Annotated in this window: 22 protein-coding genes; 13 read left to right on the plus strand and 9 right to left on the minus strand. The window is 55.8% G+C overall.

All coding sequences use genetic code 11. The features are described 5' to 3' along the window. Positions 1-241 precede the first annotated feature (241 nt). The 7 genes from ACJ77P_RS02595 to ACJ77P_RS02625 all read left to right on the plus strand — a co-directional run bounded on the left by ACJ77P_RS02595 (position 242) and on the right by ACJ77P_RS02625 (position 5,321). The gene (locus tag ACJ77P_RS02595; RefSeq protein WP_367360643.1) at positions 242-958 is read left to right on the plus strand and encodes a hypothetical protein; all 717 of its coding nucleotides are present in this window, start codon (positions 242-244) and stop codon (positions 956-958) included. A 70-nt stretch (positions 959-1,028) separates the two neighbouring features. Further along, entirely contained in the window at positions 1,029-1,649 is a 621-nt protein-coding gene (locus ACJ77P_RS02600; protein WP_408998892.1) for a hypothetical protein, read from the plus strand. Positions 1,650-1,906: 257 nt separating this feature from the next. Beyond that, positions 1,907-2,380: a hypothetical protein gene (locus ACJ77P_RS02605; protein WP_367360641.1), complete on the plus strand. Its 474-nt coding sequence runs from the start codon at positions 1,907-1,909 to the stop codon at positions 2,378-2,380. A gap of 6 nt (positions 2,381-2,386) precedes the next feature. Continuing rightward, positions 2,387-2,785: a hypothetical protein gene (locus ACJ77P_RS02610; RefSeq protein ID WP_408998893.1), complete on the plus strand. Its 399-nt coding sequence runs from the start codon at positions 2,387-2,389 to the stop codon at positions 2,783-2,785. A 57-nt stretch (positions 2,786-2,842) separates the two neighbouring features. Further along, positions 2,843-3,454: an NAD(P)H:quinone oxidoreductase gene (gene wrbA / locus ACJ77P_RS02615; RefSeq protein WP_367360639.1), complete on the plus strand. Its 612-nt coding sequence runs from the start codon at positions 2,843-2,845 to the stop codon at positions 3,452-3,454. Between the two features lie 132 nt (positions 3,455-3,586). Further along, on the plus strand, positions 3,587-4,243 hold the full coding sequence (locus tag ACJ77P_RS02620; protein WP_367360638.1) for a DedA family protein: 657 nt from the start codon (positions 3,587-3,589) through the stop codon (positions 4,241-4,243). A 169-nt stretch (positions 4,244-4,412) separates the two neighbouring features. Beyond that, complete coding sequence (locus ACJ77P_RS02625) at positions 4,413-5,321, plus strand: hypothetical protein (protein WP_408998894.1); 909 nt, start codon at positions 4,413-4,415, stop codon at positions 5,319-5,321. Between the two features lie 69 nt (positions 5,322-5,390). Here the strand turns inward: ACJ77P_RS02625 and ACJ77P_RS02630 are convergent, their stop codons facing one another. After that, positions 5,391-6,779, minus strand: coding sequence for an NAD-dependent malic enzyme (locus ACJ77P_RS02630; protein ID WP_408999390.1), 1,389 nt, complete (start codon positions 6,777-6,779; stop codon positions 5,391-5,393). A gap of 296 nt (positions 6,780-7,075) precedes the next feature. After that, positions 7,076-8,314: a hypothetical protein gene (locus tag ACJ77P_RS02635; RefSeq protein WP_367360635.1), complete on the minus strand. Its 1,239-nt coding sequence runs from the start codon at positions 8,312-8,314 to the stop codon at positions 7,076-7,078. A 615-nt stretch (positions 8,315-8,929) separates the two neighbouring features. On the opposite strand from ACJ77P_RS02635, the gene ACJ77P_RS02640 reads away from it, so the two are divergent. After that, a complete protein-coding gene (locus ACJ77P_RS02640; RefSeq protein ID WP_408998895.1) occupies positions 8,930-11,911 on the plus strand; it encodes an AIR synthase-related protein in 2,982 nt (993 codons plus the stop codon). A 102-nt stretch (positions 11,912-12,013) separates the two neighbouring features. Beyond that, positions 12,014-12,838 (plus strand): phosphoribosylformylglycinamidine synthase subunit PurQ, encoded by an 825-nt coding sequence (locus tag ACJ77P_RS02645; protein WP_408998896.1) that lies wholly within the window; start codon positions 12,014-12,016, stop codon positions 12,836-12,838. A 71-nt stretch (positions 12,839-12,909) separates the two neighbouring features. Here ACJ77P_RS02645 and ACJ77P_RS02650 read toward each other — a convergent pair whose 3' ends face one another. Further along, positions 12,910-13,551, minus strand: coding sequence for a metallophosphoesterase family protein (locus tag ACJ77P_RS02650; RefSeq protein WP_408998897.1), 642 nt, complete (start codon positions 13,549-13,551; stop codon positions 12,910-12,912). Between the two features lie 166 nt (positions 13,552-13,717). Then, complete coding sequence (locus ACJ77P_RS02655) at positions 13,718-15,073, minus strand: DegQ family serine endoprotease (protein ID WP_408998898.1); 1,356 nt, start codon at positions 15,071-15,073, stop codon at positions 13,718-13,720. Between the two features lie 609 nt (positions 15,074-15,682). Between ACJ77P_RS02655 and ACJ77P_RS02660 the strand changes: the two genes are divergently transcribed. Continuing rightward, positions 15,683-16,042, plus strand: coding sequence for a hypothetical protein (locus ACJ77P_RS02660; protein WP_367360630.1), 360 nt, complete (start codon positions 15,683-15,685; stop codon positions 16,040-16,042). A gap of 140 nt (positions 16,043-16,182) precedes the next feature. Then, the gene (locus ACJ77P_RS02665; protein WP_367360629.1) at positions 16,183-16,644 is read left to right on the plus strand and encodes a hypothetical protein; all 462 of its coding nucleotides are present in this window, start codon (positions 16,183-16,185) and stop codon (positions 16,642-16,644) included. Positions 16,645-16,653: 9 nt separating this feature from the next. On the opposite strand, the gene ACJ77P_RS02670 is transcribed toward ACJ77P_RS02665, so the two are convergent. The 5 genes from ACJ77P_RS02670 to ACJ77P_RS02690 form a co-directional block, all read right to left on the minus strand. Beyond that, positions 16,654-17,547 carry an HDOD domain-containing protein gene (locus ACJ77P_RS02670; protein ID WP_408998899.1) on the minus strand — a complete coding sequence of 298 codons (894 nt, stop codon included), beginning with the start codon at positions 17,545-17,547 and terminating at the stop codon, positions 16,654-16,656. 130 nt (positions 17,548-17,677) lie between these two features. Then, entirely contained in the window at positions 17,678-18,706 is a 1,029-nt protein-coding gene (locus ACJ77P_RS02675) for a zinc-dependent alcohol dehydrogenase family protein (protein ID WP_408999391.1), read from the minus strand. Positions 18,707-18,740: 34 nt separating this feature from the next. Continuing rightward, entirely contained in the window at positions 18,741-19,448 is a 708-nt protein-coding gene (locus ACJ77P_RS02680; RefSeq protein WP_408998900.1) for an MBL fold metallo-hydrolase, read from the minus strand. Between the two features lie 11 nt (positions 19,449-19,459). Next, positions 19,460-19,903 carry an Hsp20/alpha crystallin family protein gene (locus ACJ77P_RS02685; protein WP_408998901.1) on the minus strand — a complete coding sequence of 148 codons (444 nt, stop codon included), beginning with the start codon at positions 19,901-19,903 and terminating at the stop codon, positions 19,460-19,462. 13 nt (positions 19,904-19,916) lie between these two features. Further along, entirely contained in the window at positions 19,917-22,394 is a 2,478-nt protein-coding gene (locus ACJ77P_RS02690; protein ID WP_408998902.1) for a Lon protease family protein, read from the minus strand. Positions 22,395-22,667: 273 nt separating this feature from the next. Between ACJ77P_RS02690 and ACJ77P_RS02695 the strand changes: the two genes are divergently transcribed. Together ACJ77P_RS02695 and ACJ77P_RS02700 are read left to right on the plus strand one after the other, a co-directional pair. After that, positions 22,668-22,871: a DUF6485 family protein gene (locus tag ACJ77P_RS02695; protein ID WP_408998903.1), complete on the plus strand. Its 204-nt coding sequence runs from the start codon at positions 22,668-22,670 to the stop codon at positions 22,869-22,871. Between the two features lie 416 nt (positions 22,872-23,287). Then, on the plus strand, positions 23,288-24,244 hold the full coding sequence (locus ACJ77P_RS02700) for a Fic family protein (RefSeq protein WP_408998904.1): 957 nt from the start codon (positions 23,288-23,290) through the stop codon (positions 24,242-24,244). Positions 24,245-24,258 lie beyond the last annotated feature (14 nt).

Raw genomic sequence — 24,258 nt, forward strand, 5'->3', positions numbered from 1 at the left:
TTCAGATTTCCTGCCTTACCTGCCGACGGACAAATGACGTTCCGTCTCCGGGCGGAGATTTCGGAAAGCCTGAGTTTGGGAAGTCACCGATTTCGAAGGATTGATTGAATAACAGAAGACGGGATGGAAAAGGGGGTGGGAGGCCGCTGACCGCAGGCAATGTGAAGATGGTTGCCATGTCAATGAGTCATCAGACGTAGGAGAAGAGGAGAATAACCCATACAGATATAAGGAGGAATCTATGCGTAAACTTGTGATGGCTGCCCTTTTTGCTTTCGTTTTCGGCAGCCTGATGTTTGGCGTTGCTGCCCAGGCAGCACCGTCTTTCACAACCTTGACACTTCCTGCACTGAACACGAATATTTCCACGTGGAGCGATGGCAGTACGTACAACAGCGTTTTCCCTGGCCTCCGCACGTGGAACGGCGTCCCTTTCAAGTTGGAAGTGGAAGAAAACACCGGAAATAATGTGTTTTATAACGGAACTCTTACCATACCTGTGAATGTCTACGGCGCAACCAATGCCTATACGCTCATCAATTCCTATTGTGGCGAATACGGGACGGTTATCGGGAAAGTCGAGTTTAACGGTTCCGACGGAGCCTATTATTCCGCAGATCTCGAGGAGGGAAGAAATGTGCGGGATCACTTTGCAGGCGGCTACAATAACATCATCGACGGTACTAATGCCGTAGCCGCATTCGACAACGGCAACGGAAGGGCCAGGCTGGACATGCAGATTTACTGGCTGCCGGCGGATTTTTCCGACGAAACGCTGACGAACATTGTATTTACGGCCTATGACAAAGGTCGCAGCGGTATTCCCTTTATTGCCGCCGCTACGGTAGAGGTTAATCCTGTCCCGGTTCCTCCGTCGGTTCTGCTCCTCGGCAGTGGTCTTGTCGGGCTTGGAGCCCTGAGTCGAAGAAAACTAAGGTTTCGGGAATTATTCAAATAGTTACAGCTAAAGCACAAAGGACTGCAGATTGATTATGGAGACGAAGGAACATTTGAAAGGAGGTACGGCAATGATCAGGATGAAAAGCGTTAAGGGATGGTTGTGTGCCCTTGCTGCAGCGGCAATCGTTTGTTTGCCTGCAGCGGGCATGAGCGCCGAGGTGAATGTGGCCTTGGGAAAGGCGGTTACGCTCAATGGGACGATGTATGGTGCAGCGGGGAGTACCCTGACCGATGGGATTTTCCGCCCTAGAGGCACTTCCTGGACAAGTGGGACCGTTTATTGGAACGGGACGGCCGCGTATGCGGAGATCGATCTGGGCGGCACCTATGTCATCAACAGTATGATTGCCCAGGCCGATGATAATGATCAGTACATGGTCCAATTCCGTGACATAGCAACAGATTCCTGGTGGACTGCGTGGACAGTGCCGAACTATGACGGTTATGGCAGTGGAATGCAGACTCGCCCGAATCCCGCCGACGATACGGAAAAGTATGTTCTGGAAACACCCATTACCACGGATGCTCTTCGCTTCTATGCTCTTTCCGGTGACAATTCCTATTCGGTATCCGAGATCCAGGCCTATGGGAGCGCGGTCCCGATTCCCGGCGCTTTGTGGCTATTTGCCCCGGGTCTTGCCGCGCTGGCTGGCTTCAGGAAGAAATTGGCCGGAGCTCGATCCCGTTAAGAACAGACACAAAACACCCCCGTTACAAAACGTCACTTTCAAAGAGGCCATGGCCGGTTTCAACCGGTTGTGGCCTCTTTGGTTTGATGTCCTGCAACCCTACGTGAAAAGAAATAAATTGAAAATATTTTAGATATTTAGTTCAGATCATTTTTGTGTTAATTTGTAAAACAAGGCGATCAAGGTGATGGCCTTGAAAGCTCCCGGCAAAACCGGGCCTTGACGAGGTAAAACCAAGAATGAAGGGGGAAACCGCCATGAGCAGATCGTTTTTTTTAGATCGCATCGGGAAAAAAGGAATATTCCGGAGGACAGGCAGAACCTCCGGGGTCCGGATCAGCCGTTCACCCTTTTCTTTGCGGGGCGGATTCCGGTTCGGGTTGTATCTGGCCGGGTTATCGGCGTTGGTGCTGATGGGTCCGTGGTCGGTCTACGCTCATCCTCCGGGGGACGTAAAATTGTCCTACCTGAAAGACCAGCAGGCGCTTCAGGTCACCATCACGCACAGCACACCGTTCCCGGGTTCTCATTATGTCAAGCAGGTCCAGATTCAAAAGAACAGGGATAAACCGGAGATTTACGAATATAAGAGCCAACCGGATAAATCCCGATTTGTTTATGTCTACAAAATGACATTGGCGGATGGTGACCGGGTGGATGTCAAGGTGTTCTGCAACATCTATGGGACCCGTACCGTCAGCATCGTGATGCCCAGCCCGTCAGCAAGGTAAGGCCCCATGAACTTGTTCTATCTGCATATCGGATTCATGCTGGTCTCGATGGCACTGCTGCTGGCCGGTGTGGCCGTGGCCATGGTTTTCCGCCGCAAACGCTGGTGGTTGAAGGTGCATCGGCGCGCCGGCATCGGGGCGGGTTTCGTTCTGCTGGGCGGCTTTCTGGCCGCCATCCTCCTGGTATCGCAGTCCGCCGGGGCGCACTTTGCGTCACCCCATACCTGGCTGGGGGGCGCCACGCTGCTGGGTGCTTTCATGACGCTTCTGCTCGGGTTATCTTCCTTCCGTTTTCCGGGCCATGCTCCTGAAATCAGGGCGACTCATCGCGTTTCTGGACGGTTGACCGGGGCAATGGGGCTGATAACCGTCCTGTCCGGACTGATCCTTATCGGGGTTTTGTAAAAGGATGTAAAAAAGGGTGTATTGGAACGGGTTTCAACCATTCACGGAGGTTCAATCATGAAGATTATGATCGTTTATTATTCCGCCTATGGCCATGTTCACCGCATGGCCGAGGCCGTGGCTGAAGGTGCGGGAGAAATGGCGGGCGCCGAGGTCGTGATGCGGCGGGTCCCGGAAACACTCCCGGAAGAGTTGCTTAAAAAGATAGGCATTTTCGACGCGCAAAAGGCCTTTTCCCACATCCCGGTCTGCGCTGCGGATGAACTGGTTGCAGCCGATGCAATCATCTTCGGCACACCCACCCGTTTCGGAAACATGTGCGGTCAGATGCGCTCCTTCCTGGACGCAACGGGAGGCCTGTGGGCCAGGGGGGCGCTGGTCGGAAAGATCGGTAGTGTGTTCACCAGCACGGGAACACAGCATGGCGGCCAGGAATCTACAATCCTCAGCTTTCATACGACTCTGCTGCATCATGGCATGATTATTGTTGGCCTTCCCTATTCATTCCAGGGGCAGACAAGGAATGACGAAGTCACGGGTGGATCACCCTACGGAGCTTCAACAATAGCTGGGACGGAGAATGAACGATGGCCCAGTGAAAATGAACTGGCTGGAGCCCGTTTCCAGGGGCGCCATGTGGCCGGCATCGCGGGAAGACTGTTCCGCTGAAAGACAGGCAGGGCGGGATCTTTCCACCCCGCTGGCTGAAGTGTGAAAAAGGACAGGGGACTTCTTGACTTTCCGGAAGTCCTTTCCTATACTCCGCGCTCACAAAGGGAATAGGAACGGAATATCTATCGCATGGAAATCCTTGTCACTGTTATTGATTTTTTTGTTCATCTCGACCGGTATCTGAGTATCCTGGTGTCAAGCTTTGGTGTCTGGGCCTATGTTATTCTTTTCCTGATTATTTTCTGCGAAACGGGACTGGTCGTGACCCCTTTTCTTCCGGGGGATTCCCTGCTTTTCGGGCTGGGGGCTCTTGCCGCTGCCGGAGCGCTGGAGCTGGACCTCCTGTTGCTGATGCTCCCAGTTGCTGCAGTGGCCGGGGACAACGTGAATTATACCTTGGGCAAATATATCGGGCCCCGCGTCTTTCATCAGAACAATCCCCGGTTTTTCAAGAGGGAATATCTCGATCGGACCCACAGGTTTTATGAACGGCATGGGGGAAAAACCATTGTCCTCGCACGGTTTCTCCCTATTGTCCGGACGTTTTCCCCTTTTGTGGCGGGAATCGGCAGAATGGCATACCTTCGGTTTCTCTCGTACAGCATCGCGGGCGGCCTTTTCTGGGTTGTCCTTTTTCTATTGGGCGGCTATTACTTCGGTAACCTGCCCCTGGTGAAAGAGAATTTCACGCTTGTCATTCTGGCGATCATCATTGTTTCCCTGTTGCCCGGTTTCTTTGAGCTGATCCGCCGGCGTCGGGGGATGGTTGAAGGATTCGAATCCTAGTGCCGTTCCGGATTGTGGAGCAGGGCGCTCGGAGGGATGGAAACGGGGATAGCACCGAGCGCACGGGCGTGGAGACTCTAATAACGGACTGAGTCAAGAAGTGCTATAGTGGTGGGCCGAATTGAACCGGCGGACTTTTTTGGGGGCGGGAGCAGGGGCTTCTTTACATATGAGAATCTTCCAGTCGGGGTGGCGGGAGAACATGAGGCGGATCGGAGTTTGTCTTTTTGGATTAATCCTGCTCTTCTGCTTTGTAACGGAGGCTTCCGCCGAGAAGAAGACGATCGTCAAGATCAATGAAAATGTTCATGTCGCCGAAGGGCAGTGGGCTCGCAACGTCATTTCCTTCGGGGGGCAGATTACCGTTTCCGGGACCGTGCAGTCTCATGTCGTCTCTGTGGGAGGGCCGATCGTACTGAGCCGCACCGCCAAGGTCGGGGGGGATGTCGTCTGCCTTGGGGGGGTTGTCGTGCTGGGTAAGGGGGCGCAGATCGCAGGGACCCTGACGGAAATCAACTCTTCGAATCTTTCCGAGGCGATTTCCGATGTCCTGAATGACAACTGGGAAGGGTGGTCATGGGTCTTTACGATTTTTTCCATCCTGGTTTTCACCGGTTTGTTGATACTGGCCCTGCTGATCGTCACCCTGATTCCCAAACCGGTCAATCTGGTTGTGGAGGCCATCGAGACCCACCTGCTTCAGGTGGGGCTCTGGGGGCTCCTTGTTCTCATCCTCATGGTCCCCCTGGCGGTCTTATTGACCATATCCGTTGTGGGGATCGTTCTGGTCCCCCTTGAACTCACCCTGATTGCCTGTGCGGCGCTTCTTGGGTTGGTTTCCATCGCCCGGCTGATCGGAAGCAAGCTCCTGGCGCTGTTCAAGAAAAGCAACTCCAGGGCTCTCAAGGAGACCTTCTGGGGATTGTTCCTTCTGTGGATCGTGGGTTGGATCCCCGTTTTGGGATGGATGGTCAAGATTCTTGCCCTGGTCGTCGGCATCGGCGGGGTTTTCGCGACCCGTTTCGGCACCCACCCGTTGACAACTTCCCGTCCTGCCGCTTCTCAGGAAACGCCATGAAATTCCATTGGAGATGAACGGTTATGGCCGGGGCGGAGCGTCGCTTCTCATTACCCTTTTAAATATACCCTACGGATCAATCGGTGAGGAATAGGCACTGTGGGAACGGGCAACGCCCGATTCCCTCGCCGCTTCCTTTACGGCTTCTGCAACGCGGGGCTGCACGGCGGGGTCAAAGATGCTTGGGATGATCCGATCCCGATTGAGCTTGTCTGCTTCAACACTGGAGGCGATGGCATGGACGGCGGCCAGCAGCATGGCCTCGTTGATGTCCCGGGCGTGGCAGTCCAGGGCCCCCCGGAAAATGCCGGGAAAGCACAGGACGTTGTTTACCTGGTTGGCGTAGTCGGAGCGGCCCGTGGCCACGAGGGCTGCGTACCCTTCCGCTTCTTCCGGCATGATTTCCGGAATCGGATTGGCCATGGCAAAGACGATGGGGTCCCTGGCCATAACGGCGATGTCCTTACCCTGAAGCAAACCGGGTCTGGACAGACCGATAAAAACGTCAGCGCCCCGCAGGGCGTCATAGAGGGTGCCTCTTCGTTTCCCGGGGTTGGTTATCAGGGCGAGGTCCGCCTTGACAGGGTTCATGTTTTCCTGCCGCCCTCGATACAGGATGCCGCTGCGGTCGCAGCCGATAATCCGGCGGACGCCGGCAGCCCGGAGCAGAAAGATGGAGGCTGTCCCGGCCGCTCCCAGACCGTTTACGACAACCAGAATTTCTTCGAGGCGCTTGTTGACAAGCTTCAGGGCGTTCACGAGGGCCGCCAGGATAACGACCGCCGTGCCGTGCTGATCATCGTGGAAGACGGGAATGTCGAGCTCCCTTTTCAAACGCTGTTCAATTTCAAAGCAGCGGGGAGCGGAAATGTCTTCCAGGTTGATCCCGCCGAAAGAGGGGGCCATCCATTTTACCGCCGAGATGATCTCTTCCGGGTCCCTGGTGTCCAGGCAGATCGGGAAGGCGTCGATGCCGCCGAAGGTTTTGAACAGAACGGCTTTTCCCTCCATGACGGGCAGGGCCGCCGTCGGACCGATATCACCCAGCCCCAGGACTGCCGTCCCATCGGTAACAATCGCCACCGCATTTTTCTTGATCGTTAGATCGCCGGCCCGTTCAATGTCATCCTGGATGGCCATGCAGATTCGGGCGACGCCCGGGGTATAGGCCATGGCGAGATCGTTGCGGTCCCTGAGGGTAATCTTGCTGGTTATCTCGATTTTCCCCCCCCTGTGGAGATGAAAGGTGCAGTCGATGAGTTCGAGGATGTGACAGTTTTTCAGATTCCGGATCGCTTCGACCGTTTTTTTTTCGCTGTCTTCATCGGGTGCCTGGATCAGAATTTCCCGGGTGATTCTGCCGTCGCGCCGGGAAAGGATCTTCATCTCCATGATCTCGCCGCCCGTGCCGCGCGCCGCAGCCTCAAGGCTCGACCGGCAATCCGATCCATCCGGCATGTCCAGAGAAATGCGGAAACTGTGACTCGGGCTTGGTTTCTTCATCATGCCACCCGCTTTTAAAAGCCACTGAGCGTGCTGTCCCTTGCCTATACGTCATCCTGTGCGTCTACTGTCTCGAAATTACATGAATTTTAACATTATCCCCTGGTTGGATCAAGATGGATTTTCCAACAAGTTTCCATTCAACAAAAAGCGCCTGCCTTCGGGGCTTCTTAGGTCCCTGAAAGCAGGCGCCATTAAAAATAAATGGATCATGAAAAGCGGCCGGACGCTTGCCCGATCAGCAAAGCATCCTATTGTTTACCGGCAGGCACTTTCCTGACCAGGGGCCACTTGTCAAAGAAGGTGTTGTAGTACAGGAACGCCATGAGCCAGACGAACTGGCCTGCCAGGATGCCCATGACCGGGTAGCCCATCCCCATGTCGGTGCCGGCGTAGGGGACCATTTTGAAAATTTTCACCCAGATGATGCCGTAAGCGAGGCCGATGACCCACCAGATGGCGATCCGGGTCAGGATCCGGGCGACCGGATTCGGGACCATGGCTGCCGTGGGCCAATCGTCAAAGACGTGATGCCACAGCAGCGTCGCGATGACAATGGACAGCGCCACGGATGCAACCGGAACGTCCGGCGGCACTCCCGGCATCAGGTTCAGCGGATTGACGATAGCCCGCACCACGTAAAGCATGGCAAAGGCGCCGAGCCAGGTAATGATGAGACCGATGATTCCCATCCAGGGCTGCTTCTTGGCGAACAGTTTCATGGGATAATGCTCGCCGCCCTCGGCCGGAATCAGGAAGAACCAGATGAAGCACTGGGCGTAGGCCACAAAGGTCGGCCAGGAGCCCATGGGCTTGGATACGACGTGATGTCCTTCGAGATCCAGGTGAAACCAGAAGCTGGGAATGATGATGGCGAACCACACCAGCAGGCAGAAGTAGGAGCTCAGCGACCAGGCGCCGAGGCTGTCCCAGGGGGCCTTGATGTTTCCGGCAAAGGGCCATTTGTGGAACAACGCCGCATAGCCGATATTGGCCAGGATGACCGGAAGCGCATAGAAGTTGCTGGCTTCCCATCCTTCAATGGCCAGTTTGACTTCATCGGCATTCTGAGGCGTAAACAGAATGGCAAAGCTGAAAGGATGCCACCAGAGGCCGGAAAATCCCACAATGACAAAAAAACCGATTAGGCCGACCAGCAGACCGACGGCGGAATACCAGAGACCGGCACCGGGCTGGCGCTGCGTTACGGCATATTTCCCGTAACCGCCGAAGACCAGGGCCTGCCAGATCCACGCGTTGATGCACATCCAGAAGAAGGTGGCCTCGGCAAAGCACTGAAGATACTTGTTGTATGTCTTGGGATCGACCTCCTGGAGCCCCGGAGCCCCGAACGCCAGAATGACGGCTTTGGAGATCCAGCCCCAGACAGGCCAGTAAAGAAGACTGACAATAACCGTCAACACAACGGCAACAATTCCTGTCGTAATAAGACTATTGAAACTGCGTTTCACAACATACTCATCTGCCATTTTTTTCTCCCCTTTTTTATGAATAACAGATTATACAGAACAGATCAGAATTCCTGCCTCCGTCACAGAAGACAGGTTCAGGCGAAATGCCTGAAATTAAAATGCCACCTGAAACCATGTCCGGAAAAAGCGTTAGCCGGACATGACGATCAATTCCCCTGCATTTTCACCTCCTTTCCGTAAATTTTATCAAGAAGATTCCTCGTTTGCAGTGTCTCTGAACAATGCGCGGATACATTCATGTTCCCGTGATGGCTATGATTTTTTGCCACTGCCTTGAGCGGTGAATCATCGGGTAGGAAGAAATTCGCTCCTTTTTGCTCTATTCTGATTAAAATGCAATCACAATGCGGCTAAAATTTCACAGTTGATGGACGATGTCAACAGGAAGTTCTTGATACATGCGATGTTCCCGTCTCGATCATCGTTCGGCCCCGGTGTACGCCGGGGCCGAAGACCCTTGAAATCCGTCTTTTTTCCCTGTTGCATTATAAGGTCAGGTATTGTACGTAAACTCTTCTTTCACGTTGCCGATGCATCCGCTCACAGTCCGAAAGACCGGGCCGGGGCCATCAAGACGAGAAAACGGTGGGACAGGAAAAGCGAGAATAGAACATGGTCAGCAGAATTGAAGTCGGCTTTCTTCCGGGGGTCCGGGACGCCCTGGGGGAAAAAACCCGGCGCAGGATACTCCACGATCTCCATCTTTCCGTGGAGCGGGTGGAGACGATCGAAGTCTATACCCTGGAAGGGAATCTGACGGACGATTTGCTGGAGCGGGTCGCGGCGGGGCCTTTTTCGGACCCGGTCATTCAGCGCTATGCCATCGACGGCAGTCTGGCCGATCGTTTCGACTGGCTGATCGAAGTGGGTTTCAGGCCGGGCGTAACGGATAACGTCGGCCGAACGGCAACGGAGGCCGTGCAGCTGCTGATGGAGGGGACGCAGAAAAACGGCGTAAAGGTCTACACGTCGCGTCAATATCTTCTCACAGGGATACTGGAACGCGGGCAGGTGGAAGAGATCGCGTCGGGTCTGCTCGCCAATGACCTGATTCAAAGATTCGAGATTGTGGACGGCCGGACCTGGCGGCCGGGGAAAAGCATCCAACCCTATGTCCCCAGGGTGGTCGTGGCGGATGCGCCCCGAACGGATTATGTGGACCTGCCCGATGATGATGCCCGGCTTCAGGAGATCAGCAGCCGCCGTGTTCTCGCGCTGACTGTAGAGGAAATGCGGATCATCCGGAATTATCTCCAGGATGAGACGGTGCGGCGCGGCCGCAGGGAGGCGGGGCTGGGCGAAGGGATCACGGATGTGGAGCTGGAGTGCCTGGCCCAGACCTGGTCGGAGCACTGCAAGCACAAAATCTTCAACAGCTTCATTACCTACGAGGATGAGCGGGGAAACATCCGGGTCATCGACTCCCTCTTTAAAAGCTGCGTCAAGGGTTCTACGGCCGCCATCCGGGAAGAGCTCGGTCCCGAGGACTGGTGCCTGTCCGTTTTTGTCGACAACGCCGGGATCATCAAATTCAACGAAGACTACAATCTCGTCTTCAAAGTGGAGACCCACAACTCGCCTTCGGCGCTTGATCCCTACGGCGGCGCCCTGACGGGCATCGTGGGCGTGAACCGTGATCCTTTCGGCGCCGGCAAGGGGGCGAAACTCATCTTCAATACGGACGTTTTCTGCTTTGCCTCCCCCTTTCATGAAGGGCCCCTGCCGCCCCGTATCCTCCATCCGCGACGCATCTATGAAGGCGTGCGGGAAGGGGTGGAACACGGAGGCAACAAGAGCGGGATTCCCACCGTCAACGGCTGCCTCGTCTTCGATGAGCGCTTTCTCGGCAAGCCCCTGGTTTACTGCGGAACGGGAGGAATCATGCCGGCCCGGATCCTGGGCGAACCGTCCCACATCAAAGAGGTCCATCCGGGCGACATTGTGATCATGACCGGCGGCCGGATCGGTAAGGACGGCATCCATGGGGCGACCTTCTCTTCGGAAGAGCTCAATGAAAATTCACCGGTTACGGCCGTCCAGATCGGGGACCCTATCACGCAGAAGCGGATGACCGACTTTCTTCTCGTGGCCCGCGACCGTGGGCTGTACCGCGCCATAACGGACAACGGCGCCGGCGGCCTCTCATCTTCCGTGGGCGAGATGGCCAGTCTGTCCGGCGGATGTGAGATCGACCTGAAAAATGCGCCGCTGAAGTATGCGGGTCTTCACCCCTGGGAGATCCTCATCTCCGAAGCCCAGGAGCGGATGACCCTGGCGGTCTATCCCGAAAAGATCGAAGCCTTTCAGGCCCTGGCGATCAAAATGGGCGTGGAGGCGACCGTCCTGGGCCGTTTTACCGATTCGGGCAAATTCCACGTGCGCTACGGCGGGCAGACGGTGGCCTTTCTGGATATGGAATTCCTCCATGAAGGGCTGCCCCAGATGAAGCTGAAGGCCCGCTGGACGCCGCCCATCAACCCGGAGCCCGATTTCCCCGAACCGTCCAACCTGGGGCAGGCTCTCAAGGACCTGCTGGGCCGTCTCAACATCTGCAGCAAGGAAGCGATCGTTCGTCAATACGACCATGAAGTCCAGGGCGGAAGCGTCGTCAAGCCTCTTGTGGGGATCGCCGAGGACGGTCCCGGAGATGCCGCCGTTCTGCGGCCCCTTCTGGAATCCTTTGAAGGGATCGTCGTGTCCAACGGGATCTGTCCCCGCTACAGCGATATCGACACGTACGCCATGGCCGCCTGCGCCATTGACGAGGCGGTTCGGAATGCCGTGGCCGTCGGGGCGCCGCTGAGCAGAATGGCCGGGCTGGACAATTTCTGCTGGTGCGATCCGGTGGAATCGGAGAAGACCCCCGATGGGCAGTACAAACTTGCACAACTGGTGCGGGCCAACGAAGCCCTGTATGAATATACCCGGATTTACGGCGTGCCGTGCATTTCGGGGAAGGACAGCATGAAGAATGACTACATGATCGGGGGAACGAAAATATCCATTCCGCCGACGCTGCTCTTTTCCGTCATCGCCCGGATGGAAGACGTGCGCAAGGCCGTGACCATGGACGCCAAGAAGCCGGGAGACCTGGTCTACGTTCTCGGGGAGACACGGAGGGAACTGGGAGGATCGGAGTGGTATGCCCTGAACGGATTTGTGGGCAACGGTGTGCCCCGGGTTGATGCGCGCAGGGCGAGAAGCCGTTACGAGGCTCTGAGCCGGGCGATGGATGCCGGACTGATCGCCTCCTGCCACGATTGCGCCGACGGCGGCCTTGGGATCGCTCTTGCGGAAACGGCCTTTGCCGGGGGCTTCGGGATGGCCGTGGATCTTTCCCGGGTGCCTTCCTCGGGGATTGATCGCAATGACGAGCTGCTCTTTTCCGAATCTCAGAGCCGGTTTGTCGTGACCGTGGCACCGGCGGCGAGGGAGGCCTTCGAAGCCATCATGGCCGATTCGGAGACGGCCTGTATCGGCTGCATTACCGGGGATCGGACCTTTGTGGTCACTGGGCTGCAGGGCGCGGCCATTATGGAGGAGGACCTGGCTTCCCTGAAGGAGGCCTGGCAGCAGACGCTTCGCGATCTGTAGAAGCTCACGGGTGTGGAGATAAGGATAAAAAGACGCTGAGTGGAAGGTTCCTCCCTCAGGAAGTACCGGAACAAACAGGGTAAGCAGAGGGCGTTATAGGCGATGTTGCAACGGGTAAGATCCATGGTGATCACGGGAAACGGGACGAACTGCGAGTGGGAGATGGCCCATGCCTGCCGTCTTGCCGGTTCGGATGAGGTGGATATCGTCCACATCAGTGAACTGCTCAGCGGGGAAAAGCGTCTCGACGACTATCATTTTCTCAACCTTCCCGGGGGGTTTGTCGATGGCGACGATCTCGGTTCCGCCAAGGCCAACGCAAACCGCCTGCTGCACGTCCGGGTCCGGGGAACGGAAGAGCGCCTTTACGATTCGCTGCTGCGTTTCATTGGTGAAGGGAAACTGATCCTGGGCGTCTGCAACGGGTTTCAGCTGATGGTGAAACTGGGTCTGCTTCCCGGTTTTGATGGCGGTTACGGGACTCAGACCGTCACCCTGACCTACAACGATTCCGGAAAATTTGAAGACCGGTGGGTCTACCTGAAACCGGATGCCGCTTCTCCCTGCGTGTTTACGCTGGGCCTGGACGGGGTTTATCTTCCCGTCCGCCACGGAGAGGGAAAACTGGTGCCTGGGGACAAAGCGGTTTTGAAGCGGCTGCACGATCAGAATCAGGTGGTTTTTCAGTACTGTGACGAATCCTTCCAGGAGCCCGAAATGACTTACCCCCGGAACCCCAACGGTTCCACGGACGCCATAGCCGGCATCTGCAATGAGACGGGGCGCCTTTTCGGTCTCATGCCCCATCCGGAGGCCTATCTGCATGCCACCAACCATCCCCGCTGGACGCGGGAAACGTTACCGGAAGAGGGGCAGGGGCTGCAGATCTTCCGCAACGCCGTCACCTTTATCCGCCGGGAGTTCTGAACCCCCTCCAGACCAAATCCCGCCAACATCGGCCCGATGGGGGCTGATTTTCCTCCATCACCCATTGCACTCTATGCCTGATAAATCTTTCTTCCTGGAAGTTCGATGCAGGTCAGTTTCCCTCCATAGACCGCGCCCGTATCGATGCCGATGATGTGTTCCGTAAGCAGGGGCCGGGCGAACGGAGTGTGTCCGAACACCACAACCTTGGAAAAATCGGCGTCTGAAAGGAAAAATTCGTGGCGGATCCAGAGCAGGTCATGAAGGTCCTGCTCTTCCAGGGAAAGTCCTGGGCGCAGCCCGGCATGGACGAAGAGGAAATCGCCGGTTTCAAAGTAGAAGGGAAGGGTTTGAAAGAACTGAAGGTGCGTGTCCGGCAGCCGGAGGGACGGCCCCTCGGATTTTTTCTTCAACCCATAGGAATGGAGGGTTTCCAGGCCGCCGTTATTGAGAAAGAGCGGCTCGTCCTTCCCCTCCAGATAGAAGTCGAGAAGCAATTCTTCATGATTTCCCCGAAGACAGACCACATTCCTGAGATCCCGTTTCAGCTCGAGGATAAAGTCCACAACGCCTTTCGAATCGGGCCCCCGATCAATGTAATCGCCGACAAAAACGAGGATATCGTGCTCTCTGTCGATATCCAGGAGGGAAATCATCCCCTTCAGCTGGTGCAGGCAGCCATGGATATCCCCGACGGCAAAGATCCGTTCCATTTGAGAATCTCCGTTACAAAGCATCCTCGATGCCGGGTTGCCTTCAATCGGTTTCGGCGGGGAGCCGACGCCGCTTCCATGAAAGGCTCCGGAAAGACGCTGCCGCCGCGGATGACAAAGCCGTCAGCTCCAGGAAGTCAGCCCGGGAGGAAGTCTTTCCGGCTGACTATTGCAGATCCTCGTCCTGCTCCGGTTCGGAATTCTGATCCGGATTTCCATTTTCCTCCGCATTTTCCAGGGTCACAAAGAAGGATGTCCTCCCCCTTTGAATGAGCAGCAGCCAGCTGCTGTTTTCCGGCTTCCGTGCCAGGGCGTTCGAGTAATCCTTCAGAGTACGAATGGGCTTCCTGTTGATCGAGAGGATGATGTCCTGGACCTGGAGCCCCGCCTCATCGGCCGGTGACCCCGGGCGGATCTTGGTGATCATGACGCCCCCCGGTGTTCTGCGTTTCAGGTGACGCGCCAACTCCGGAGTGATCTCCTGGACGGTCATGCCCAGTGTATCGGGAACCGCTTCCCTGGATGCCTGGAGGGTGTCTTTTCTCTCGCCGACGATGGCCGAAAAGTTCATCTCCTTCCCGTCCCTCAGCGCCTGGAGCTGCACCGTTCTGCCCACTTTCAGCCCGGCCACGGTGTTGAGCAGATCCCTGGTGCTGTCGATGTCCTTGCCGTCAATCCGGGTGATGATGTCACCCGATTTCAGGCCGGCCCGGTCACCCGGTTCACCTTCCAGAACCTGGCTGACCAGCGCGCCCTGCTGATTCTTCAGCTTCATGTTGGCGGCGATCTCTTCCGTGATGTCCTGCACGGTGATTCCCAGCCAGCCGCGGGTCACCTTTCCCCTGAATTTAAGGTCGTCCAGAATTTCCCTGGCCATGTTGATGGGAATGGCAAAGCCGATTCCCTGGCCGTGGGCTACGATTGCCGTGTTGATTCCCACCACCTCTCCGCTCATGTTGAACAGGGGGCCGCCGCTGTTACCCGGATTGATGGACGCATCGGTTTGGAGAAAATTGTCATAGGGTCCGGAGCCGATCATCCGCCCTTTTGCGCTGATGATGCCCGTCGTGACGGTGTGGTCCAGGCCGAAAGGATTGCCGATGGCAAACACCCATTCACCGACCCGCAGCTGGTCGGAATTGCCCAGTGTAACAATGGGGAGAGGCTTATCCGCCTTGATTTTGATCAGGGCGATATCGGTGTTTGGATCTTTTCCCTTGATTTCGGCGTCATATTCTTTCCCCGAGGATAATTTTACCCGGATTTTATCGGCTTTTTCCACGACGTGATTGTTGGTGAAGATATATCCGTCACTGGAAATGATAAATCCCGATCCAAGACTTCGCTGCTTGAGTTCCCTTTCAGGAAGATCGCCAAAAAACCGACGGAAAAATTCATCGTTGCCAAAAAATCGGTCAAATGGCGCCTCCCCGCCGGAACCTCTGCCGGATCTGCCTTTTATGACCTTGGTGGTGCTGATATTCACGACGGAGGGACCAAGTTTCTCTGTCAGATCAGCCAAAGAAGCGGGAGCCCCAGAGTCTGGAGTTCCTTCGCGGGCGAAAGCCTTTCCCGATTCACATAAAAGTGTGGCCACCGGAAAGGGGTAAGCGGGCATCAGAACCCAGCTCATCATCAGAAACATCAGAATCCCCAAGATAAATTTACTTTGACCGTTTTGTGTCATTTTAAACAACCCCCTGATCTCTTGTGATGCCAATTTAGAAATGCCCTGCGGGAGATTTCCTGCCGATGCCATTTTCTATCGAACGCAGGCAGAAATTAACCATAGATTCAAGCTTTTGTCCAATTTGTTTTTTTTGACGCGTTCTGGGGATGGGAGGGGGCTTCCGACGACGCTGTGGAAAGGGAAAAGGGGCGAAAACAGGGTCTATCGAGACGGTCCTGCGCGGTTCCGGACATTCCGGACATTCAGGAAATTCAGGAAATTCAGGACGTGCAGGAATATTCGCTTCTACATTCTGAACAAAATGTGTTATTAAATAACAATTATATGTATGGATTGTCGCTTCCCGTGTCAGGCGAGCCTCCGGGGGCGAGACATGAGGCCTTGTTTTACAGGATGAGGGAAACAGGGGAAAACGCTGAATTGAAGATGATAAGGAGGCAGATGATGGTAACAATTCGATTGACCGAAGAAGAAGCCGCCGAAAGCCGTGCAATGCTCAAGGCCGTGATTAATCCGCTGGATCGGCAGATAGCCGCTGTGGATCTGGGACACAGGGATTTCCGCCAGTTCCTGAAAGCCAGGCGCGCCCTTGTCGATGAACTGTTGAGGCGTCTGGAGACCATGACGACCTTTGATCTGACCGACGAGGAAGCGGAGGGCAGTATTGCCATGCTCAAGGATGCGATTCCAGTCCTGGATCGGTCCATAGCCGCGACAAAGCTGGCAAACAGAGATTATCTTCAGTTTCTGAAAAGCAGGCGCGCCCTGATAGACGAGCTGATCAGCCGCCTGTCGAAATAAAAGAAATAAAAGCCGGATTTTTTAAAAGGGATCACTATGCCGAGCCCAAGGGGTGGAAAACGCCCCTTGGGGCCATTCGGGGATGTCGTGCGAATCCTCTCTTTCGAAATGCCGTCCGGGACAACGGCAGAAAGGTCATTATGGAACTGAAGGTTCCTCAAACACTGAGGCTCGAACATCTGGAGCTGAGGGAACAGCTGTACGCCCTCACGAAGGAGGACAATGATCTTGGTGCGGCGGCGCGCGCCGTGATGGAGCTGTTTTACATGCACGCCGTCAAGGAGGAGGAGCGGGTCCTCCCCGCTCTGGAAGCCCTGCCCCGGCTTGCGGAGGGACGGATTCCTGAATCAGTGAAGTCGATGGAGGACATTGCCGCCGATCTGAAGGGAGGGCTCTACGAGGAACTCTTCGAAGACCACAAGAATCTTGAGGAGGCTCTCCGCAGAATCTCAAGTGCGGCCCTGGCCCTGGGCCGAAATGAAGAGGTCCGGTTTGTTGAACGCTTGACCCTGCATTTCCGGACGGAGGAGGAAATCCTTTACCCGGCGGCCCGGGTGGCTGCCGAATATTGCCGACTGCTGATGCAGTGCGGAGAACAATAGGCCCCGATCCTACTGGCTGATCTGGAGGAAGATCTTGGCCTTTTCAATTTCCTCCAGCACCGCGCTTTGAAGGCTGTAGAGCGAAGACTGGTCCATGTTGGCGTCATGAATCCGGATCAGGGCCGGCAGGATGTCCTGGTTTTTCACCGGGTTTCCCGCTGAGCCGATCCCCAGCGTGTTGATAAGAAAATCTGCCAGAGAAACGATGGAAATGAAGGAACGCTTATCGCCCTGAGCGTCCGCCGGGCGGTGATGATGGCGAAGCGTATTGAGAAACAACCCCCCCAGCTGCCACTTGTTGATGATCATTTCTCCCACAAGACAGTGGTTGAAGCCGAAAATCTCCTCTTCCATCGTGTGCAGCGACCTGTTTTCCTCCTCCGCTTTTTTCATGGCCATCGAATATTCCATGGCATATTCACGATTCAGGGGGATTTTACCCAGATCGTGGAGAAGCCCTGCGACGAAGTACTCTTCCCTGTCCGCCAGGGGGACCCCCAGTTCAGCGGCAAGAAACTTAGATGCTACCCCTACGCCGAGAGAATGAAGCCAGAAGTCATTTGAGGACAGGCCTCGGAAGGAATCCTTCCCTTCCAGGCATTTCAGGACGGCGGCGCTTAAAGCGAGATTTTTTACGGTGTTGATGCCCAGCAGCATGACGGCCCGGGTCAATGACTGGACGGGGGTGCGCAGGGAATAATAGGCGGAATTGACCAGCCTGAGCACCTTGCCGGCCAGGACCGGGTCCAGGGAGATGACGCGGTTCAGGTCATCAGGCGAGGCTTCGGGGGAATTGCAGATTTCCAGAACCTTCATCATGGTGACGGACAGGCTCGGCATGCGGGCGACGGATTGTGAAAGCTGTTCCAGACGGGTATCTTGATTGGAGATCGGTTCCATCATTGCATATTCATAGAATTCGAAGAGTTATGATGCAGTCATGTCTGTCGGCCCCTCGACGCACGGCGTGACGTACGCCTGGCATGGCCCTGATGTTCTTTCCCGTTCCGCGTTGAAATAAAAGGCTGATGCATCAACGCATGACCAGCACTTTCCCCCCGCGGACTTTTCCCTCCTTGAGTTCAGCCAGAGCTCTGTTAGCGTCATGCAATTCATATTCCTGTGTTTCCGGGTGAAGGGGAAACTCGGCGGCTAATTCAAGGAACTCCCTGATGTCCCGGCGTGTTACATTGGCCACGCTCTTGATTTCCTTCTCCAGCCAGAGATGATCGGGATAATCCAGATTCAGCAGCTCGCTTTTGTCCCGTTCTTCCTTGCGGATGGCATTGATGACGAGCCGGCCCCCCTTTTCCAGATTTTTGAGGGCTTCCACAATGGGTTTCCAGGCCGGCGTTGTGTCGATGATGGCGTCGAGTTTCCGGGGAGACGGCTCGGAGGTGTCTCCCGCCCAGACAGCGCCGAGCTGCCGCGCGAATTCCTGCTCCCTGGTGTTGCGGGCAAATACATAAACGTCGGTCGAGGGGCATCGTCGTTGGACCATCTTGAGGACGAGGTGGGCCGAGGCACCGAACCCCGTCAGGCCGAGCCTCTGGCCGTCTACCAGCCCCGTCAGCTGCAGCGACCGGTACCCGATGGCCCCGGCGCACAGAAGAGGTGCAGCCTCGATATCGGAAAAGATTTCAGGAAGAGGGATGGCGAACGACTCCGGCACCACCATGAACTGGGCATACCCCCCGTTGGCGTCCCGTCCCGTCGCCCGGAATTCCGAGCAGAGATTTTCCCGCCCCTCCCGGCATTCCCGGCATTGTCCGCAGGAGGAGTAAATCCAGCCGACTCCGATCCGGTCGCCGATCCGGAATGCGGAGGCGTTCGGCCCGTTTTTTTCGACCCTGCCGACCACCTCATGCCCCAGGATGACGGGAAAACGGGGTGGGGGGGTCCGGCCCTCGATTTCATCCAGCTCCGTGTGGCAGACTCCACAGGCCGAAACCCTCAGACGGATTTCACCCGGGCCGGGTTCCGGGATCGGAAGCTCCACAAACTCCAGGGGGCTCCAGGATTCCCTGTACTGGGACAGGCTTTTCAGAATCATGGCTTCCATGCGCATGTGACGCGTCCTCCTGCTGTTCTAAAATTCACTCCAATGACATGAGGGCCTGCCAGCGCTCCTCTTCCGAGTCGCAGGGGAGTCCCAGTTCGCGAAGGAGACGGACAATGGGTTCGTCGTTGAAGCGAAGATAGGGGTTGATCCTCATCTCCTCCGCCAGGGTTGAATAGACGTGATTCGGATCGTAAAAGGAAAGAAACCGATCCAGGGCGGGATTGCCCGGTTCGAGATGGCGGGCCATGGCCAGGGAATCCCTGACGTAATCATGCCCGGCATAGATGACCGTTGACAGGGGCAGCGTCAGGATTTTTTTGATGGACCGGTAAAAGCTGTGCGTATCGCCGGAAAAACAGTTGCCGACCGTTCCATTGAACAGGGTGTCTCCGGTGAGGAGAATCGAATCCACGTGAAAGCACAGAGAATCGAGGGTGTGGCCGGGAGTGGCGTAAAGGGTGATGATTTCCCCCTCCAGCTCCAGCCGGCCGCGGCCGGCCAGGGTCGCGCAGTCCAGGAAGGCCGCCCGGGAATGCCTCAGCAGGTCTTCGTTGCCCCGGGTATGATCATAATGGCCGTGCGTATTTGTTACGAACAGAAGGTCGAGTCGGCGCTTCTGCAGAAACGTCAGGATTTCACCAACGGCGCCCCCGTCCACGGCGATGGCGCTCCGCTCGCCGAAGATGAGGTAACCCAGATTGTCCGGCCCGTAGCGGAACTGTTCAACGGCTAAGGCAGTCATGAGCGGTGCCTTCAGGGTTTGACCTTGACCCGCTGGAGCGTTCTCCCCTTTTTTTTAGGAAGGATAATCTTCAGCATTCCATCCACAAAAGAGGCCTCGATCCGGTCGGTCTGCAGATCATCGGGCAGCCGGACATTCCGGACGCTGGTCTTTTTGATCACCTTCCGGTGTGATGCTCCTTCTGAATCATGTTCGTAATCTTCGGCCTTCAGAGTCTTGACGGTCAGATTATTGCCCTGGACCGTCACTTCGATATCATCCTTGTCCATATCGGGAAATGCGATGACCAGGATGAATTCCCGCTCGTTTTCAAAAACCTGGCCGTCGGCAAAGGTCCCCACGGCAGGAATGAAATAGCGGCTCGTCAGGTCGCCGAAGAAGGAATCGAACAACTCCTCCATCTGCGCTCTCAATGTCGAAAATTCGCTTCGCTCCCATTCAATCCGATTAAGCATGGCTGAAAACTCCTCAACAACTCTGGCACTTGTCCCTGGTGTTGTCTTTCTTCTGCTCGTCCTCTTGCGCCCCGAATTCCTTTAACCCCTTTGCCAATTGCTCCAGCTTGTCATGAGCGCGGGCGTGGATCGTTCCTTCCGGGTAGACGCCCTCTGCGTCGGGTTCGCCTGCCGGGATTCCCGTGAGCAGTTCGATCCCCTGATCGACGGTGTGGACGCGGTAGATGGAAAATTCTCCGCGGGCGACGGCCTCGATGACGTCCGGGCGCAGCATGAGGTCCTGCTCATTGCTGGCCGGAATCAGAACGCCCTGCGTGCCGGTGAGCTTCCTTGCCCGACAGCAGTCGAAAAACCCCTCGATTTTTTCGTTGACTCCGCCGATGGCTTGAATCTCGCCCTTTTGATTGACGGAGCCGGTGACGGCGAGGTCCTGGCGGAGCGGGCACTCTGCAAGACTCGACAGGATGGCGTAGATTTCGGTTGAGGACGCGCTGTCTCCATCAACGCCGGAATAGGATTGTTCGAAAGCGATGCTGGCCGTCATGCTCAGAGGCTTTTTCTGGGCGTACTTCCGCCTCAGGTAACCGCTCAGGATGAGCACACCCTTGTTGTGCGTGCTTCCTGAAAGATCCGCCTCCCGTTCAATGTTGATCACGCCGCCACGGCCCATGGATGTCACGGCGGTGATGCGGGTGGGCTTTCCGAAGGCGTAGTCTCCCAGCATGTAAACGGACAGGCCGTTGATCTGGCCTTCAACGGATCCTTCCGTATCAATGAGCAGGGTTCCGCGGTCAATCATTTCCTGGATCTGTTCTTCGATCAGGTTGGAGCGGTAAATCCTGGACCGGATGGCCTGCTCCACATGCCGGGCTGAAACGATGTCGGCGCCTTCTTGCTCTGCGCGAAAATCCGCCTCAATGAGCAATTCCCCGACGGAAAGGAGGTGAGTGGAGATTTTTTCCTTCCGCCCGGTCATGCGTACCGCCTCTTCGATGATTCCAGCGACGGCCGTCCGGTCGAAGGGCCTCAGGCTGTCTTCATCGGACTTCATGCGAATGTAACGGCCCACCTGCCGGATCGTCTCTTCCGTTGTGTCCATGGTGTTTGCGAAGTCCGCCCGGACCTTGAAGATCTTCTGCGTATCCTCGTCATAGGCATTCAAAAGATAATAGAGATAGGCGTTGCTGATCACCACAACCTTCAGGTCCAGGGGAATCGGCTCGGGGGTCATGCCGCCCGTCGTGAAGATGTAGAAGGGATCAAAGGTTTGCGGCTCAAAGCAGTTTGCCTTGAGGGCGCGTTTCAAACCTTGCCAGACTCCCGGTTCCAGGATGGCATCCAGGAGATTGATGACGAGGAAGCCTCCGTTGGCCTTCAGAAGGGAACCGGCGTGGATGCGGCTGAAGTCTGTCGTCCAGATGCCCGTGCGGTCGACTACCCGTTCAAAGGTGCCGAAGAGGTTTTTAAAATTGGGGTAGTTTTCCACGATAATGGGTCGGGTTTCCGTGTCACCGTTGTCCACGATGAGATTCACCGAGTAGGGCAGGAAAGGGTTGCCCTGGGTGAAGGGAAGGGCTACTCCCACCGCCATCGGCTGCTGAGGACCCATGCGCAGCACGTTCAGATTGTCCGCCATGTCCTGGATCATCTCATCCAGATAGGCATGGACCTTTTCATGATCGTAATTCTTCTTCAGCTCATCCGTTGGATTGGTGACGCTCTTGAGAAAGACGTACCGATCCATTTCCTCCAGCTGCTTCTGCACCTCGCGCTGCATGTCCCGGATCTCCATGAAGATGCGGTCCACCTGTTCCGTGAGCTGATGGTGCTTGTCTTTGATCGCATCATACTTTTCCTGCGGATACTCCCCCCGCTCAACGATGGATTCCAGCTTTTCCATGGGGGTTGGCTGATCATTGACGATGGGCATGACCACGGGGCGCGTCATCTGTCCGATTTGGATCTGAACGATGGCAAATCCCTCCTCCTTGACGCGGGCATCCAGGTCCTTGAAGAACTGTTTTCCCTTTTCCTCGTACTTTTCAAGGATGTCCTTCTTCATGGTGAGGTAGTCTTCGCTCTCAAAGAGCATGGGGACGTCTTTTTTCAGGCTTTCCACAAAGGAGTGGATATCGTCTCGGAACTTTCGCCCCATTCCGGCCTTGAAGCGCAGCAGGTGAGGCGATTCCGAATTCTTGAAGTTGTAAACGTAGCAGAGGTCGTCGGGGATGAATTCCTTCCCGGCCATTTCTTGAAGAATTTTAAGGACTGTGGTCATTCGGCCCGTACCGGTGGAACCGGTAACAAAAACGTTGTAGCCCTCCTTCCGGACGCCCAGGCCGAAACGGAATGCCTCCAGGGCTCTGTCCTGGCCGATAATTTCCGTCAAGGGATCGAGTTCCTTTGTCGTTTCAAAAGGCAGGGTCTGGGGGTCCAGTTTCCAGCGAAGATTTTCCGGGGATATGGCTAAAAGAGTTTGAATGTCCGACATGGCGTATCATCATCCTTTCTGTCTTTTCAGGCATGCAATCCAATGGTTAAGATTTAACGGCTGAATTCAGTCTTCATGAATGAGCGATGAAGGCATGTTATCAAATGTCCATTATAAATACAATCAGAGCATCGAAGTTCCCTCGCCGTTTTGCCTCGGGCTTGACAAAAGGGTGGTGTTTCTCTACTGTTCGAATAAGGGATTCCGCGGGAACCACCGAAGGCCTTCAATGCCGTATCCGGGAAGAATCAAGGAAGACAAAAGGAGGATAGCATGGAGTGCAAAAAAGAAAAGAATCTTGAGTCCTGTTCGTGCACGTATTATTCCTGTTCCAGAAAAGGGGTGTGCTGCGATTGCATCCGCTATCACCTTGAAAGCCGTCAGCTTCCCGGATGCTGCTTTTCCGCGGAGGCGGAATCCACCTATGACCGTTCCTTTGAGCATTTTGCCCGTCTTGTTGGGGAGGGAAAGATTTAATTCTTTTCTCCCGCCTTCATTTTCTCATCTTTGTCCATGACCCTTAAGAGAAATCTAATCCTATGGAGGATGTCGGATTAAGGGATAAAATGGGTAATAATACATAATTGCCTGATTGCATCTTCTTGGGCCTGTGTGTTACATTTCCCCGCGAAAAAGTTGTTTTCGGGGGCAGAGCGTTACGGATCCTGCAGCGAAAAGTATGTTCAGGAGGTGAAGGCCTCCTGGAGGGCTCAGAAAATGCATTGCCGAATGTCCATACCGGCAGCGATCCTCCGGGCAGCAGCCTTTGTAATCCAAGGGGCGGAGCTGTACCTGGCAGGCACTTAAGGCCGGACGGCTTCAGCAAAAGAATTCCTGCAAAAGATCTTTCCTGAGATCAAACACCTCACCCCCCGAACAGGCAGAATCCGGACATGAAAACCCTGCAGCGATTTTCCGGGAAACCGGAAGCCATCCCCGCATCCACATCCTGGCACATTGCCGATCTGGCCGAAGCGTGCGGAAGGCATACATCGTATACACGGCAGTCCTCATCCCGGCTCATGACCCTGCAGAAGCACGCCCTGATGGAGAGCTCGTCTTCCGTGAACCGGAACGACGGCATGAGGGAAAGGGCAAAGCCTCACGGCCAGGCGCTTTCGGTTAAGCGGTTACCGCGCAGGGACGATGAGGCGATTCAAGGGTATCGCAGGGCGCTGGAGCTGATCATCCGGCAGGGGGCAGAGCTGCCCTTCTCGGTGGCCACTCTGCTTCATCTTCACGTGCTTGTCTGCGGAGAAGATTCGCAGGTCAGCGCCCCGGAAGGGCTGGAGGATCTTGTCGGCCTGTGGATGCACTCCCTCCAGGAAAAATGGGTCCACCCCCTCCTTCTGTTGGCGGCTTTCAATCTTGATTTTCTGTGCCTTCACCCATTTCCCGATGGAAACGGCCGGATGTCCCGGCTGCTGCTCAGGCTCCAGAGTTGCCACCTCGGCTACGATGTGGGACGATACATCAGCCTTGAGCGCCTGATCGAGCAGAACAGAAACCGATATCACGAGGCCCTCCAGGAGAGTTCGCGGGGATGGCAGAACGGCAGCCACAACCCATGGCCGTACATCGATTGTCTCCTGTTCATCCTTGAAGCGGCCTACCAGGAACTGGAGAGCCGCCTGAATGCGACCCGAGGCGAGAGAGGGGCGAAAACCCGGCGGATCGAAGCGGCCATCCAGGGGTTTACGGGTCCTTTTACCTTTACCGAATTGGAAAAGACCTGTCCCGGGATCAGCCACGATATGGTCAGAAAAGTACTGCGCGATCTCCGGGATGACGGGTCTGTGGAATGCCTCGGCCGTGGGCCGGGTGTGCAATGGAGAATACGGAAGCGCTGAAAAGGCGCGTGAAA

The organism is Syntrophus buswellii, assembly GCF_046097065.1.
Taxonomy (GTDB): Bacteria; Desulfobacterota; Syntrophia; order Syntrophales; family Syntrophaceae; genus Syntrophus; species Syntrophus buswellii.